This is a genomic window from Luteibacter sp. (genome assembly GCF_035539195.1).
Classification (GTDB): domain Bacteria; phylum Pseudomonadota; class Gammaproteobacteria; order Xanthomonadales; family Rhodanobacteraceae; genus Luteibacter.
The window spans coordinates 53,328-68,795 of record NZ_DATLIW010000040.1 but is presented as its reverse complement, the minus strand read 5'-3'; the positions used below and the strand labels follow the sequence as shown (position 1 = coordinate 68,795).

Here is a 15,468-nt window from a genome sequence, read left to right as displayed (position 1 = left end):
CTCATGGAAAAGCGTCTTCTTACGGCCGCCGCGGCTGCCGTGCTTTCGCTCGCCTCGTTCGGCGCACAGGCTGCCAACGAGGGCACGTTCATCGGCATCAACGGTGGCCGTGCTGACTACGACATCAACCACACCGGCTTTCAGGACAAGAACGACACCGCGTTTGGCGCCGTCGTCGGTTATCGCTGGGCGGTCGATCGTCCGTTCTACTTCGGCGTGGAAGCCGGTTACGTGGATCTGGGCAAAATCTCGTCCAAGTACTCGTACGGCGGCATCACCTACGGCGAGACGGACGCGTTCAAGCTGAAGGGCAAGGCTGTGCTGGTCGGGGCGAATGGCAAGTGGGAGTTACCGCATCACTGGACCATTACCGCCCGCCTGGGCCTGGCCCATTCGCGCACGACCTACGACATCCGTAGCGATCTTTACCAGCGGGGCCCGAACGGTATCGATACCACTCCCTACGCCACCCTGAAGTCGCATAACACGTCGACCGACAACGGCATCTACGCCGGCGTAGGATTCGGTTACGACTTCACGCCGAACTTTGGCGTGGCAGTGAACTACGACAACTATTCGCTGAAGGCGCAGAACATCACCGACGACAAGCGCACGGTGAATGTCGGCGTGTGGGGCGCTTCGGCAGAATTCCGCTTCTGATCGGCAATCGTCGGGGACCATGAAGAACGGCCGCTTTTCGCGGCCGTTTTTTTATCCACCGCGAGCGCTCAGGTGCGCGATGGAATCTTCAACCCACGCTCCACGCCGGGGCGCGAAGTGCCACGTTCCAGCCAGGCGATGACGTTCTGGAAATCGTCGAAGCCGACCAGCTCGCGCGCGCCGTAGAATGTCACCAGGTTGTTCACCCAGCCCAGCGTGGCGATATCCGCGATGGTGTACTCGTCGCCGACGATCCACTGGCGGCCATCGAGGCGACGGTCCAGCACACCGAGCAGACGCCTGGACTCGTCGACATAGCGCTGCAGCGGGCGCTTGTCCTCGAACTCACGGCCAGCGAACTTGTGGAAGAAACCGACCTGACCGAACATCGGGCCGATCGCCGCCATCTGGAAGAACACCCACTGGATCGTTTCCCAGCGTTTCGCCGCGTCGGCGGGAATGAACTTTCCGGTCTTCTCGGCGAGATAAAGCAGGATGGCACCGGATTCGAACAAGCCGATCGGCTTACCGTCCGGGCCGTTCGGGTCGATCATCGCCGGAATCTTGCCGTTCGGATTCAACGACTCGAATTCCGGCAGCTTGTTCTCGTTCTTCATGATGTCGACCAGGTGCACCTCGTAAGGCAACCCCAGTTCCTCCAACATGATCGAGGTCTTGACCCCGTTGGGCGTCGGCAGCGAATAGAGCTGGATACGGTCCGGATGGGCGGCCGGCCAACGCGAGGTGATCGGGAAGGCGGAAAGATCGGACATGAGGCGTTCCTTCGAAGGCGTAACGCCCGAAGTTAGGGCTTCGGACCGGGGCTTTCAAGGCCGGTGTCGGACGCGCCAGGCAGCCCGCTCTCTTCCACATCGCCAGGGGCGACTTCCCTTGCGCCCACACGTGCCGTAAGTGCAAGGCGCGGCGCATATCGCGACCGACAAGGAGGGTTCCGGCTGCGCTATCGTCCGTGCCCCGCCAAGCAAAGGAATGTCATGACGCCGTCATATCGTCATCCACGGTCGCGTGCCGCGTTGTTTTCGCTCGCTCTCTGCGCCGCCGGCGCCATCGCTCCCGGGAACTCGTACGCCCTTCCCGTGAATGCCGTCGACGCATTCGATGCGGCGGTCGCGCGCGGCTTGCCGCAAACCGTCGCGCTTGCCGCCTCGTCGGACATGACGCGCGGCGATCAAACAAGCAGCGGCGAGCTTGCCATCGAGTCGGTCCTGGATGTCGACCTTCGCTTCCCCGACCACCTGCCCGGCGATGCGCCGGAAAGCATGTACCTGGCGACATGGCAGGGTGCGGCTGCCGTGGTGACGCGGTCGGGTACGCATCTGGATATCAGCGTGCCCCGTAACGACGGCATGGAGGTCATCGGCTTCAGCCGCGACACCGACGAAAGCCACCATGTGGAAACCGGCGCCGCTCGCGAAGGGAGGCAAGGTCCTCGACCGCAAGCATCGCAGCCCGCCATGGGCATGCCGTGGGACGTGACGCGAAGCGCCGCCGCACCGAGGCAGCGACGCGACACCACCTTACCCGCGCTGATCTTCTGGCTGTTCCTGCATGACGATACCCTCGGCATGACACGGCAACATGTTCATGCAGGCTACGTGGCCTGGTGGCTCGCGGACATGAAGAAGATTCTTCCGACACGGCGTTTGTGGGTGATCTACAGCCAGCAGGTCGAAGGATTGACCGATATGCCGTACGGGCACGAAGCGTCGCTCAGAGACTGGACCAGGGTCGTGGAAAACTATGCGCGGCGGGAGAAGCTGACGAGAATCCGCGACAAGTTCGAATACAAGTTCATGCTGGTCACGAACGATGAGGTCGCACCAGGCGTCTCCGGACTCTCCTGGTACGGCGGCGACGAGGCCATGGCCTCACTGCAGGGGCGTTACACGATCGTCGCGCATGAGTTCGGTCATACACTGAAAGCAAGCCACGACGACGCCGAAGTGCGCTGGTCGTCGTGGTGGCCCTGCGAAACGAACATGAAATCGGTCACCAGCGCCCTGCGCGCGAACTGCTATCGCTATTCCGCGGCGAACGAGCGCCGCATGCGCGTCCACATGGCTCACGAATGGATGGTGCCGGTAAGACTGTATCCTCCTGAAATCCCGCGACTCATCATCGACTAAGCCCGACTGGCACGGGGATCGAGTAAGCGGAACCGACTGGAACAAGAGGTCGCCTGTGTGTCGCGCCCGCGAACCATGTCACGATTCGGCCGCGACATATTTCAACGGGAACTCAAAGCATCCGATTTCGGCACCACCCGGGGCGCGAATGGAAAGGTGGGCCTTCAACGCCATGTTCGGCAACGCCGGGGGCGCCCTGAGTGTAAAAGTTCGTGAGAACGATATCTCAGAAAAATCCGGAAGATCGCCATCACTCACCGCGACGTAGTTGGGCAGGAGTAAGGAATTGATAACCGCGCCGGCCTGCAATGTTGTATTGGGAAACGATCGATAGCTTCCCTTGACAGTGAACGACACGTCCGCCCCTTTCGGAACGACTGCGATCCCGGCATCGACCTTCCCTTCCGTCGTCAGGGCCGTAAAGGAAATGGGGGCATTCGATTGAGAACACGTTGTGGGCTGGACGGACTCGGTAGCGGACACGAGCGTCCATGGCACCAAAAGCAGACCGGCCAACGACATCACCTTTCCTGTGTTTTTCATTTGAGCTCTCCTTGCTCACACCGCCCCTGCTCGACCGTTTTAAACCATGTGGCGCCGAGGCGAAAGTAGGCCTTTCGTCATAGCGGCGCCAGCGTCATGGCTGTCGTTGGTGCACGCGCAGCAAGCTCAGCCCCGGTGGTTCAGCTTGCTGTGCCTGACACCGTAGGTGAAATAGACGATCAGACCGACCGCCATCCAGATGGCGAAGCGTTCGAACGTGATCCATGGCAGGCCCCAGATCAGCGCCAGCGAGAACAGGATGCCGAGCGGGGCGACGAACCACACCGCCGGCGTCTTGAACTTGCGCTCCAGCGCCGGCTTGCGCACACGCAGCACCAGCACGGAAGCGCAGATCAGGATGAAGGCACTGAGCGTGCCGATGTTGACCAGCTCCGCCACCTCTCCAATCGGTAGCAGCCCGGCGACCACGGCGGTAAAAAGGCCAAGGATCATGGTCGGACGCGCCGGCGTGCCGAAACGGGGGTGCACCCGGGCGAACCAGGCGGGCAGGAGACCATCGCGCGACAGCGCGAACCAGATGCGTGCCGCGCCGAGCATGAAGGCGAACAGGACGCTGATCACGCCGATGACGGCGGCCACGGCGATGACGTTGCTGAGCCATGGCAGGCCGATGGCGTTGAAGGCATCGGACACCGACGCTTCGCCGTTGAGCGTGCCGTAAGGCACGATGCCGGTCAGCACCAGCGAGACGGCGATATACAGCACCATCGCCACGGCCAGCGAAAGCAGCACCGCACGCGGAAGGTCGCGCTGCGGGTCCTTGGCTTCTTCGGCGGCGGTGGTCAGGGTGTCGTAGCCGAACACGGCGAAAAAGACGACGCTGGCACCGGTAAGCACGCCCTGCCAGCCGAAATGGCCCATGCCCTTGTCGTCGAAAATGCGCTCGGGAATGAACGGGTGCCAGTTGGCCGTATCGATGTAGAAGGCGCCGACGCCGATCACCAGCGCCACCCCGATCACCTTGATACCGACGATCACCGTATTCAGGCGAGCGCCCCATTCGGTCTTGACTGAAAGCAGGATGGCGACGAACAACGAGATGCCAGCGGCGATGATGTTGAAGCGATGCGCGTCGGTCGGCGCGCCGACCGGATGGGCGAAATGCATGCCGAATGGCGTCATGGCCTGCTGCCAGTAGTACGCCATGGTGTCCGCGCTCATGCTCTTCTGCGCCCATGCCGGCAGATGCACGCCCGCCGAGGCGAGCAACACCTGCACGTATCCGGACCAGCCGATAGCAACGACGGCGACCACCAACGCGTACTCGAGGAGAAGGTCCCAGCCGATGATCCATGCGGCGCCTTCGCCGAGGACGGCATATCCGTAGGTGTAGGCGCTGCCGGTGACGGGGATGAGACCGGCGAACTCGGCGTAGCACAGCGCGGCGCAGGCGCTGCCCAGGCCGGCGATGATAAAGCTGAGTGCCACCGCCGGACCGGCGTTGAGCGCCGCCTGCTGGCCGGCAAGTACGAAGATGCCCACCCCGATGATGCCGCCGATACCGATGGCGGTGAGCTGCCACAGACCCAGCACCCGCCGGAAGTCCTTGCGCTGGCCCACCTCGGCCTGCAGCTGCTCGACGGACTTGTGACGAAGAAACTTGGCTAACGACATCGGCGGATCCCTGGGGCTGGCTGACCGGGGATCATAGCGGGGTGGCCGGAGCCTGTCGTCGTGCAGCGCCGTAAGACGCCCTTGCGGGAGAGCTACTTGCCGTCGAGCGCCTTGCGGCCCAGTGCCGGATCATCGGTGAAGAAGGCATCGATCCCCGTGGCCAGGTAAGCGCGAATCTCCGCGACGGATCCCGCTTCGTTCCGCGCCGCGTCCCCCGCGTCATTGCGAAAATCCGCAGCGAGGAAGTGATTCTCCGGCCGGAAGGTGTAGGGGTGAACTTCCAGGCCCGCGGCATGCGCGTCGTGGACCAACGGAGCCACGGCTGCCAGGCGGCCGTCCTTGCCCAGCGGGATGATGCTGCGGGTCGAGGGGCCGATAGCGTCGGCGTAGGCGGCAATGGCCTGGAGGCCCTTCGGCGTCATCATCGCGCCGTAGGTCGTGCCGGCATCGTCCGCCGGATGCTCCGCGGCATCGTCCATCAGCTGGAGCAGGCGAATATTCGGATGCGCCTTGCCCAGCTTGCCGTGCAGGTACTTCAGGTTGCCGATCTCGAAAGACTGGATCTCGACGGGAGCCGTGCGCGTGTATGCGTGCGCGGCCAGCGTGGCCAGCAGTTTGTCTTCCATCGGCAGGCCCACGCCATGGAAATACGTGGCGTGCTTGATCTCGGGAATGATGCCGATGACGCGTCCACGGGCGGACGATTCCGCAGCGACGAACTCGATCATCTCGTCGAAGGTCGGCACGCTGAACTGGCCATCGAATGCGGTATTGGCCTTGCGAATATCGGCGAGCCGCTCGCGGGCGCGCAGGGTCTTCAGCTCCGCCAGCGTGAAGTCCTCGGTGAACCAGCCGGTGATCTTGACGCCGTCGACCGTCTTCGTCGTGCGCCGGCCGGCGAACTCGGGATGCGACGCGACATCGGTCGTGCCGCTTATCTCGTTCTCGTGGCGAATCACCAACACGCCATCCTTCGTCGAGACCAGGTCGGGCTCGACGAAGTCGGCGCCATCCTCGATGGCGACGGCATACGAGGCCAGCGTGTGCTCGGGCCGCAGCGCGCTGGCGCCACGATGCCCGATGACGAGGACCTTCGCGGCGAGCGGCTTGACCGGTGCGGCATGCGTGGACATCGAGAGCGCTCCGAACGCCAGGGCGAGAGCGCACGAGGATAGAACATACGAGGAGCGGGCAAACGCCTTCATCAGAAATCCGCCGTGAGGGTGACGAAGCTCTGCCGCGGCGCGCTGGCGTGGAAGGCGAGCGCACGGCCGTTCGGGTCCGTGGCCGCGAAGGCGGTCAGGTTGGTCGCATAGCGGTGGTCGGTGAGATTCGTGATGTTGAGGGCCAGGGTGAGCGCCTTGAGGCTGGCGACAGGACCGAAGTTGTAGCTAGCGCCAAAGTCGAAGGCCGTGGCGCCGGCGACGCTCTGGTCGTTCGTATACGTGTAGTAGCGCTTGCCCGTGTACTTGCCCTGCAGGCTCGCCGACCACGGACCATAGGTATAGCTGATCTCGCTGGCGTACATGCGCTTGGGCGTGTCGACCGTGGTCTTGTCCTTCACCGGCACGATCTGGCCGTTCGCCACGTAGTTGTCGTCATACCGGGAACGGTTGAACGAAGCCGAGTTGTACCACTCGAAGCCGCGGACCGGCTTCCAGATGAAGGTGAACTCCGCGCCGCGACTGCTCACCGAGCCGACGTTGACGAAAGCCGTGTTGCATTCGGGGCGCGTGCCCTGCTCGATGCTCGGGCAGGGGTTGAGCGAGAGCAGGCGGTTGTCGAACTTCACGTCGTACAGGGCGACGGAGGCCTCGTACCACGCACCGACGCTACGGAAGCCGCCGTCGATGCTGCGCGACTGTTCGGGCTTCAAGCTGGACTTCGTACCGTTGAACGCGGTCTGCGAGACCGAGAGCGGACCGCCTGCGCCGCCACCCTGGAAGGCGGCGATATTCTTCGCGTAGGAAAGGAACAGCTCCTGCCCCGGCGCCAACCGATAGGCCAGGCCGGCCTGCGGAAGGAAGGACTTCTCCGCCTTCAGCGTGCCGTTCGCGTAGGGGCTCTCCACCCCCGGCAGCTCGCGCGCGGTCATCGTGGTGTGCGGGCTCTTCACCCCGAAGTCGACACTGAGGCGGTCATCCAGGGCCTTGAAGCTGTCCTGCAGATAGGCCTGCTTGGTGGTGATCACGTAGTCCTGCGCGAACAGCCGGCGGTTCGGGTTGGACAGGTAGCGGTCGTCGCTGACCGGGCCGTCGATGTAATAGAAATTGCGTTCGACGTGATGATCGTTCTTCTCGTACCAGATGCCGCCTTCGACATGGTGGCCGTCGAGTTCCCAGGCCAGCGAGGCGATCGCGCCGTTACGGTTGATCGTGTAGTTGGTGCTGCGGATCGAGATCGGCAGCTCCTGCGCCGTGCCCGGATACGACTTCTGCCCGGGTGCCCACCAATGACCCTGGCCGGCGTCTTCGTGGTGGTAGACCTGGGTGTGCAGCGTGCCGGAGTCCGCGACCGTGAAGTCGCCGGCGAGATAGTAGAGGTCGTCCCGACGGAGGGCGCGACTCTGGTAGTAGGCATCGTCGATGTTGTCGACGCCGCCCGAATAGCCGCAACGCGGATCGCTCACCCCGCCCTTGGTATAGCTGGGTGCGCAGTAGGCCGCGGCCAGCGCACGTTTCCAGTCGGGGGCGTAGAGGTTCCAGTCCCAACCGAGCCCACGGCGCATCCCGCTCTTGGAAAGATACGCATAATCCGCCTGGCTGGTGCGCGAGGTATCGGCGAAGCCGGTGATGCGATTGCCCTCGCCGAACTCGTACACGGCCTTGCCGTTGAACTGCTTCGTGTTGGTCGGCGAGTTGGGATTGGCCCACATGTCCGCATCGCTGTGCGCGCCGGACAGGTACATCGAGAAACCCTTGTAGTCGCCGGTGTCGATGCGCGCAAAGGTGCGACGGTTGTGGTCGCTGCCGAAGGTCTGCGCGACCTTGCCACCGAAGGTCTTGGCCGGGTCCGACGAGAAATACTGGATGGCACCGCCGAGGTTGCTGGTGGAAGCCGTACCGAGCGCGCCGATGCCCTCGGACAGCTCGACCGTCGCCATGTTCTCCGCGATCAGGGCGCGCGAGATGTTCAGACCGTTATAGTTGCCGTAGGCGTTGTCGCCGAGCGGCAGGCCGTCCAGCGTGTATCCCAGGCGCGTCGTGTTGAAGCCACGCAGGGTGATCGTCTGCGATTCCTCGTTGGCGCCGAACGCGTCGTTCGACTGCACGGAAACGCCCGGCAGGCGGTTCAGGATCTTCTGCGGACTGGTACCCGGCGGCAGCACCTTCTGGTCGGCCGGCGTGATGCGCTGCACCTGTCGCGTCTCGCCCTGGCCGATCACGGACACACCTTCGAGCTGCTGGGCCTGCTCGGCGGTGGCGGGCGGCGGAACATCCTCGGCATGGGCCTGGAAGGCCATGGCGGAGGCAAGGGCGATGAACAGGGTACGGCGGGAAAGCGGCATCGAGGGGAAACTCGCGGCAAGGGAAGCCGACAAGACTGCAGACGCGACATGTACATTTTCTTACGAAACGATGTGATTCTTGAGAAGGGGTGACCTGTACCGCAGTTCCGGGCAGGCCGTCCCCGAACTGCAACACGCCCGCGTCAACATGCTCGGCTTTATCCTCACGGAACCCGCCATGCGTCGACTCGCCACCCTGGCCGCCATCCTTCTCGCCGTGGTTTGCGCGGATGCGCATGCGCATCGCGTGATCGTGTTCGTCTGGGATGGCATGCGACCCGACGCGATCAGCGAGGACGACACGCCTCACCTGGCGGCGCTGGCGAAGCAGGGCACCTACTTCGCGGACAACCATGCGACCTATCCCACCTTCACGATGATCAACGCGTCGAGCTTTGCCACCGGCTCGTTCCCCGGGACCATCGGCTTCTTCGGCAATCGGTTCTGGGCGCCGGGCGCCACGGGGTTCGACGCCAAGGGTGCGCCGAGCGATTACAACGCGCCGATCTATACCGAGGATTACGCGGTGCTTCGGGCCCTCGACGACCACTGGCATCACGACCTGCTGCAAGCGCCGACCCTGCTGGAGCGTGCGCGCAAGGCCGGCCTGAAGACCGCCGTGGTCGGCAAGTCGGGGCCCGCCTTCATGCAGGACATCCACGAGGGCGGGGTTATCCTCGACGAAAACGTGGCGCTCCCGCTGGACTTCGCCAAGCGCCTGTCCAGGGCCGGCATGCCGCTACCGGCGAACACCGTGCATGCCTACGATGCGGACCGCTTCCAGCTCGAGCCGGACAACGGCACGCCGACCGCGCAGCTGCCCCTGGTGACCCTGAAGGATGGCGCCACCTCCGACGCTTCCGATGCCGCCGGTGCGCCGCCGACGGCGTCCAATGCGTATCTGATGAACGCCTTCCTGACCTATATCCTTCCGGTGGAGAAGCCGGACGTGAGCTTCGTCTGGCTGCGCAACCCCGATTCCACCGAGCACCTCTACGGTGTCGGGTCGCCGAACTTCCACCTCGCGCTGCGCGCGCAGGACGAACTGCTCGGCAAACTGCAGGCGCGCCTGAAGGAATTGGGCATGGATGCGGATACCGACCTGGTCATCGTCTCCGACCATGCGCATAGCAACGTTTCCGCCCCGCTGGACCTCTTCCCGCTGCGTACGATCGCCGACGGTCGTGTCGGCAAGCCCGATGGCGAATGGGGCTATGCCGTGTCGGGAGCGATCCGGCTGGCCGATGAAATGACCCGGGCCGGCTTCACGGCTTTCGACGGCTACGGCTGCCTGTATGTGCCCGTCATGGCCGGCATTCAGGCGGATGGCAAGCCGTTGCGGCCGACGCGCTTCGACGACGACGGCAAGCTGTGCGGCAAGCCCGGCCCATACACCACCCCGGCGTACAAGGTCCCCACCGAACTGCCCCGGGAGGCCTTCGTCATAGCGCCAAACGGCGGCAGCGAGTACCTGTACCAGCCCCAGCACGACCGCGCGCAGGTGCTCAAGGCCGTACGTTTCCTGCAGAGCCACGAAGCGTTCGGCGCCATCTTCGTCGACGCGCGCTACGGCAAGATTCCCGGCACCCTGCCGCTGGGCACGGTGCACCTGGCCAACAAGCGTGCCCCGGATATCGTGGCCAGCTACGACTTCGATGCGGATACGGTCGTCCAAGGCTTCAAGGGCACCGTATACACCAGCATGTCGAACGAACGCGGCATGCACGGCAGCTTCAGCCCGGTCGACGTGCACAACCTGCTCCTGGTGAGCGGCCCGGACTTCCGCAGGAACCTGCGCAGCGAGCTGCCCAGCGGCAATGTGGACCTGGCACCCACGCTGGCCGCGGTGCTGAAGCTGGACTTCGGCAAGCCGGACGGTCGCGTACTGCGCGAGGCCATCGAGGGGCGTAACGGCGAGGGCCTGACCGTGAAGCCGGTGGAGGTGGCGACCGATATGGCCACCGGCCTCGACGTGCGCCGCGTGGACGGCTCGCCGATGCACCGCAGCGCCTACCGATTCGTCCTGAAGACCAAGCAGCTGGACGATAACGGCAAGGTCTACACGTACTTCGACCAGGCCAAGGCCGAACGCACGCCGTAGCGAACCCCTATGTGGGAGCCACGCACGCCGTAGCGAACCTATATGTGGGAGCCACGCACGCCGTAGCGAACCTATATGTGGGAGCCGCTTCAGCGGCGATGGAGTTGCCTTGGCCTGACTATCGCCGCCGAAGCGGCTCCCACGCGAGCGCGTTTCTGCTAGTTTTCCGACCCGATAACCCCGTCCTCCCGGATACCCCCATGCTCAAGCATCTCGCGATGGCCACGCTCTCGGCCGCCCTGCTCGCCTCCTGCGCCAGCGCCCCGAAAGACAAGACCGCCCGCCCCGCTGCCATCACCGATGGCGCGACGCTCGACCTGGCCATCCTCGAGACGACCGATGTCCACTCGAACATCCTCTCGTACGACTACTACAAGCAGAAGGACGATCCGACCTTCGGCTACGAGCGGGTCGCCACGCTGATTCGCCAGGCCCGCAAGGAGTTCCCGAACACCGTGCTGTTCGACAGTGGCGACACCATCCAGGGCTCGGTGCTCGCCGACTACCAGGCCATGGTCAAGCCGGTGGGCTGCGATACGGAGCTCGGCATCTACGCGGCCATGGACGCGATCGGCTATGACGGCGGTACCGCCGGCAACCACGAGTTCAACTACGGCCTGCCCTTCCTCGCCCAGGTCACCAACACCGCGATGAACGTCGACGGCGTGAAGGCGCAGCAGTGCGCGGGCCCGAAGTTCCCACTGGTGCTGTCCAACGTCTACAGCGCGCGCGACGGCAAGCCGATCTTCAAACCGTGGACGATCGTGACCAAGACCGTCAACGTGACCACGACGATGGGCAAGGTCGTACCGACCACGCTGAAGATCGGCATCATCGGCTTCACGCCGCCGCCGATCCTCGACTGGGACAAGCGCAACCTGCAGGGCAAGGTCACCGTCGACGGGGTCGTCGAAGCGGCGAACAAGTACATGCCCGAGGTCCTCGCGCAGAAACCCGATCTGGTCGTCGCGATCCTGCACGGCGGCCTCAACACCGCCCCGTATACGCCGCAGATGGAAAATGGCGGCTGGTATCTCGCTGGCGTGCCCGGCATCGATGCGCTGCTGCTGGGTCACTCGCATACCGAGTTCCCCGGACCGCGCTACATGGACATGAAGGATGTCGACGCCAAGCGCGGCATCGTGCGCGGCGTGCCCGCGGTGATGGGCGGTTTCTTCGGCAAGGATCTCGGCGTGATCGAGATGACGCTGAAGCGCGATGGCGATCGATGGGTGGTCGAGAAGGACAAGAGCCACAGCCAGGTACGCCCGATCTGCCCGAAGAAGAACGACTGCGTTGCCGTCGATCCGACCATCGCGCCGATCGTGAAGGACGCGCACGAGGCCGCGATCGCCTACGTGAATACGCCGATCGGCGCGACCGATCACGACCTCACCAGCTACTTCGCCGACGAAGGCAACATGAGCGCGCTCGCCGTGGTCAATGCCGCACAGGCCGACTATGCGCGTGACGAACTCGGCCGCACGCACCCGGAGTGGAAGGACGTGCCGGTGATCTCCGCGGCATCCGCCTTCCGCACGGGTTTCGGCGGCCCCGACGACTACACCGACGTGCCGAAGGGTCCGATGACGATCCGCAACGCCGCCGACCTCTACTTCTATCCGAACACGCTCGCCGCGGTGAAGATCGACGGCGCCGGCGTGAAGGCGTGGCTGGAGGAATCGGCACAGCGTTTCAATCAGATCGACCCGTCGAAGGAAGCCGAGCAGTCGCTGACCGGCAAGTTCGTCGCTTACAACTTCGACCAGATGCAGGGTGGGATCACCTACACCATCGATATCACCAAGCCGGAAGGCCAGCGCATCGGCAACCTTCGCTACAAGGGGAAGCCGGTCAAGGACAGCCAGCCCTTCATCGTGGTGACCAACAGCTACCGTGCCAACGGCGGTGGCGGCTTCCCTGGCATGAACGGCGAGTCCGTCGTGCTGAACGCACCGGACGGCAATCGCGAAGTCGTCATCAAATGGGTGCAAGCGAAGAAGACCATCACCGCGAAGGATGTCGAGAAGCGCTCATGGAGCTTCGTGCCGGTAAAGACCAAGGGCCCGCTGACCTTCACCGCCGCCGCCGGCAAGGAAGACATCGCCAAGGCGCAACACCTCGCTATCAAGCAGCTGCGCGACAACGGCGACGGCACGGCGGTGTACGTCCTGGACCTGTCCAAGCGCTGAGGTCGCTGGGCTGAGGCTTCTTGTGGGAGCCGCTTCATTTGTGGGGCTGCTTCATTTGTGGGGCCGCTTCATTTGTGGGGCTGCTTCATTTGTGGGGCTGCTTCATTTGTGGGAGCCGCTTCAGCGGCGATGGGTGCTTGCCGCACCCTGGCCCTGGCCCGCTGCTGCGGGATCGCCGCTGAAGCGGCTCCCACACTTCTCTCTCCACCCCATCCATTTCCCTGACTTTTCTCTCCACCCCATCCATTTCCCCGTCGGCAGCGTCGCCGGATGCCACATAGGCCATCCGGCCAGCGCGAACCCGCTTGACAGCCACGTATACGCGGGCATAACGTCGAGCCATGCATCCCATCGCGCCAGCGCTGCGTTCCATCCCGGCCCTCACGGCCGGCGCGCTCGCGTCCGTGTCCACCACCGCGACTACAACGACAACGACCACTACCCTGGTCGGAGGATCGGAGTTCGCGCGCGCCTAGTTTCTTGTCGCTGCCGGCCCCGACCTCCCGCAGGACGGGATCGGCGCCGGAACCTCCAGCCAAGACTCCCAACCTGATGTGACGAAGGGCCTCTCACCGGAGGCTTTCATCGTGTCCATCGCTGTCGCATTACCCCGTTCGCCCTTACGTGTCGCGCCGATCCGCGCGGCCGTCGCTCCCCTCGTGGTCCATGTCGGCGTCGTCGGACCCGGCAAGGTCGGCACGGCGTTCCTGAACCAGCTGCGCCTTGCCGCACCCCGGCTGCTGCGCGACTGCAACCTGCAGCTCAGCCTGCGCGCGGTGAGCGACAGCCGGCACATGTGGCTCGATTGCGACGACGACGCCCTCAATGGCCGCCAGCACGGCGCCCAGACCTGGCGACCGACCGAGTTGGACGAGTTCGCCGCTTACGTCGCCGGCGAGGGACACCATGTCGCCGTGCTCGCCGATTGCAGCGCCAGCGACGCCGTCGCCGACCATTACGCCGGCTGGCTGGCCGCCGGCATCCACATCGTCACGCCCAACAAGCGCGCGGCCAGCGGCCCGCTCGAGCGCTGGCGCAAGATCGGCGCGGCGGCGGACGCCAGCGGCGCACATCTCTACTACGAAGGCACCGTCGGCGCCGGCCTGCCCGTGGTGCAGACCCTGCGCGACCTGATCGACACCGGCGACGAGCTCACCGCCGTCGAGGGCATGCTCTCGGGCACGCTCGCCTGGCTGTTCAACCGTTTCGACGGCTCGGTACCGTTTTCCGCCCTGGTCCGCGAGGCCCATGCCATGGGCTACACCGAGCCCGATCCCCGCGACGATCTGTCGGGCATGGACGTGGCGCGCAAGGTGGTCATCCTGGCCCGTGAAGCCGGCGTGGCCCTGTCGTTGGACGACGTGGCCGTGCGCAGCCTGATTCCCGCCGAACTGGCCGACGCCTCACGCGACGACTTCATGGCGAACCTGCACCTCATGGACGCACCGATGGCCGCCCTGCTCGCCGAGGCCCGGTCCGCCGGCGGCGTACTCCGTCACGTGGCCCGACTGGACGGGCGCCAGGCCTCGGTCGGTGTGCAGGCGATCGAGGCCGACCACGCGTTCGCCCATGCCAGGCTCACGGACAACGTGCTGCGTTTCGCCACGCGCCGATACTGCGACAATGCCCTGGTTGTCCAGGGGCCGGGTGCCGGCCCCGAGGTCACGGCCGCGGCGGTATTCACGGACCTGCTGCGCGTGGCCGGTGCCATGGGAGTAAAACGGTGCGCATGCTGAAAGAAGATTCCACGCCCTTGCTTCGTGCGGATGTCGCCGTCGCCGAGGCCTACGCCAGTGTCGGCAACGTCGGTATCGGCTTCGACATCCTCGGTCACTGCGTCGAAGGCGCCGGCGATCGCGCCGAAGTACGTCGCATCCCCGAGCGGGAGGTGCGCATCGCCGCCATCGACGGCGTGATCACCGACCTGCCGATGGCCGCCGCCGACAACACCGCCGGCGCCGCGCTGTTATCGATGATGCGCGCACTCGACCTGCCCTTCGGTTTCGAGCTGGTGCTGCACAAGGGCATCGCGCTGGGCTCCGGCATGGGCGGCTCCGCCGCGTCGTGTGTTGCCGCCGTGGTCGCCGCCAACGCCCTGCTCGACGAACCGCTGTCGCGCGAGGCCTTGTACCCGTTCGCACTGGACGGCGAGGTTGTCGCCAGCGGCAGCCGCCATGGCGACAACCTCGGCCCGATGCTGCTCGGCGGTCTGGTGCTCGCTACCGAATCACGGCTGGTCCGCATCCCCGTACCGGGTGAATGGCATTGCGCGCTGGTCCACCCACACGTGGTCCTCGAGACCCGCCGCGCACGCGCCGCGCTCGCCGGTCACTACGCCCTGGGTGAGTTCGTCGCGCAGAGCGCCAACCTCGCGCTGGTGCTGGCCGGCTGCTATCGGGGCGAGGCCGCCCTGGTCCGCGAGGGCCTCTCCGACGTGTTGATCGAACCGCGTCGCGCGCCACTGATTCCCGGCTTCGCCGCGGTGAAGCAGGCCGCCCTGGCCCACGGTGCCCTTGGCGCCAGCATCTCCGGCGCCGGCCCCAGCGTGTTCGGTTGGTTCGAGGACCGCACCTCGGCCGTCGCGGCCTCCCACGATATGCGTGCCGCCTTCCGGGCCGCCGGCCACGACAGCGACGTCCTCGTCGCACCCATCGACGGCCCTGCCGCCCGGCTGCTCTGACC

General features: G+C 65.1%; 11 protein-coding genes. 6 read left to right on the top strand and 5 right to left on the bottom strand.

What is annotated here, in order from left to right; all coding sequences use genetic code 11:
• Positions 1–3: 3 nt before the first annotated feature.
• Positions 4–660, top strand: coding sequence for an outer membrane beta-barrel protein (locus VM621_RS17555; RefSeq protein ID WP_325470255.1), 657 nt, complete (start codon positions 4–6; stop codon positions 658–660).
• 68 nt (positions 661–728) lie between these two features.
• On the opposite strand, the gene VM621_RS17550 is transcribed toward VM621_RS17555, so the two are convergent.
• Positions 729–1,433, bottom strand: a complete 705-nt coding sequence (locus tag VM621_RS17550) for a glutathione S-transferase N-terminal domain-containing protein (protein ID WP_325470254.1) — start codon at positions 1,431–1,433, stop codon at positions 729–731.
• A gap of 222 nt (positions 1,434–1,655) precedes the next feature.
• On the opposite strand from VM621_RS17550, the gene VM621_RS17545 reads away from it, so the two are divergent.
• On the top strand, positions 1,656–2,807 hold the full coding sequence (locus tag VM621_RS17545) for a hypothetical protein (RefSeq protein ID WP_325470253.1): 1,152 nt from the start codon (positions 1,656–1,658) through the stop codon (positions 2,805–2,807).
• 78 nt (positions 2,808–2,885) lie between these two features.
• Here VM621_RS17545 and VM621_RS17540 read toward each other — a convergent pair whose 3' ends face one another.
• The 4 genes from VM621_RS17540 to VM621_RS17525 form a co-directional block, all read right to left on the bottom strand.
• Positions 2,886–3,350, bottom strand: a complete 465-nt coding sequence (locus tag VM621_RS17540; protein WP_325470252.1) for a hypothetical protein — start codon at positions 3,348–3,350, stop codon at positions 2,886–2,888.
• A gap of 126 nt (positions 3,351–3,476) precedes the next feature.
• A complete protein-coding gene (locus tag VM621_RS17535; protein WP_325470251.1) occupies positions 3,477–4,985 on the bottom strand; it encodes an amino acid permease in 1,509 nt (502 codons plus the stop codon).
• A gap of 92 nt (positions 4,986–5,077) precedes the next feature.
• A complete protein-coding gene (locus VM621_RS17530; RefSeq protein ID WP_325470250.1) occupies positions 5,078–6,118 on the bottom strand; it encodes a glycerophosphodiester phosphodiesterase in 1,041 nt (346 codons plus the stop codon).
• A 71-nt stretch (positions 6,119–6,189) separates the two neighbouring features.
• Positions 6,190–8,493: a TonB-dependent receptor gene (locus VM621_RS17525; protein WP_414674567.1), complete on the bottom strand. Its 2,304-nt coding sequence runs from the start codon at positions 8,491–8,493 to the stop codon at positions 6,190–6,192.
• 178 nt (positions 8,494–8,671) lie between these two features.
• On the opposite strand from VM621_RS17525, the gene VM621_RS17520 reads away from it, so the two are divergent.
• The 4 genes from VM621_RS17520 (at position 8,672) to VM621_RS17505 (ending at position 15,466) form a co-directional block, all read left to right on the top strand.
• Positions 8,672–10,594, top strand: a complete 1,923-nt coding sequence (locus VM621_RS17520; protein WP_325470249.1) for an alkaline phosphatase family protein — start codon at positions 8,672–8,674, stop codon at positions 10,592–10,594.
• A 200-nt stretch (positions 10,595–10,794) separates the two neighbouring features.
• On the top strand, positions 10,795–12,786 hold the full coding sequence (locus VM621_RS17515) for a bifunctional 2',3'-cyclic-nucleotide 2'-phosphodiesterase/3'-nucleotidase (RefSeq protein WP_325470248.1): 1,992 nt from the start codon (positions 10,795–10,797) through the stop codon (positions 12,784–12,786).
• 587 nt (positions 12,787–13,373) lie between these two features.
• A complete protein-coding gene (locus VM621_RS17510; RefSeq protein WP_414674566.1) occupies positions 13,374–14,522 on the top strand; it encodes a homoserine dehydrogenase in 1,149 nt (382 codons plus the stop codon).
• A complete protein-coding gene (locus tag VM621_RS17505) occupies positions 14,516–15,466 on the top strand; it encodes a homoserine kinase (protein WP_325470468.1) in 951 nt (316 codons plus the stop codon). Before VM621_RS17510 ends, VM621_RS17505 begins: the two co-directional genes overlap by 7 nt.
• The last annotated feature ends 2 nt before the right edge of the window (positions 15,467–15,468 follow it).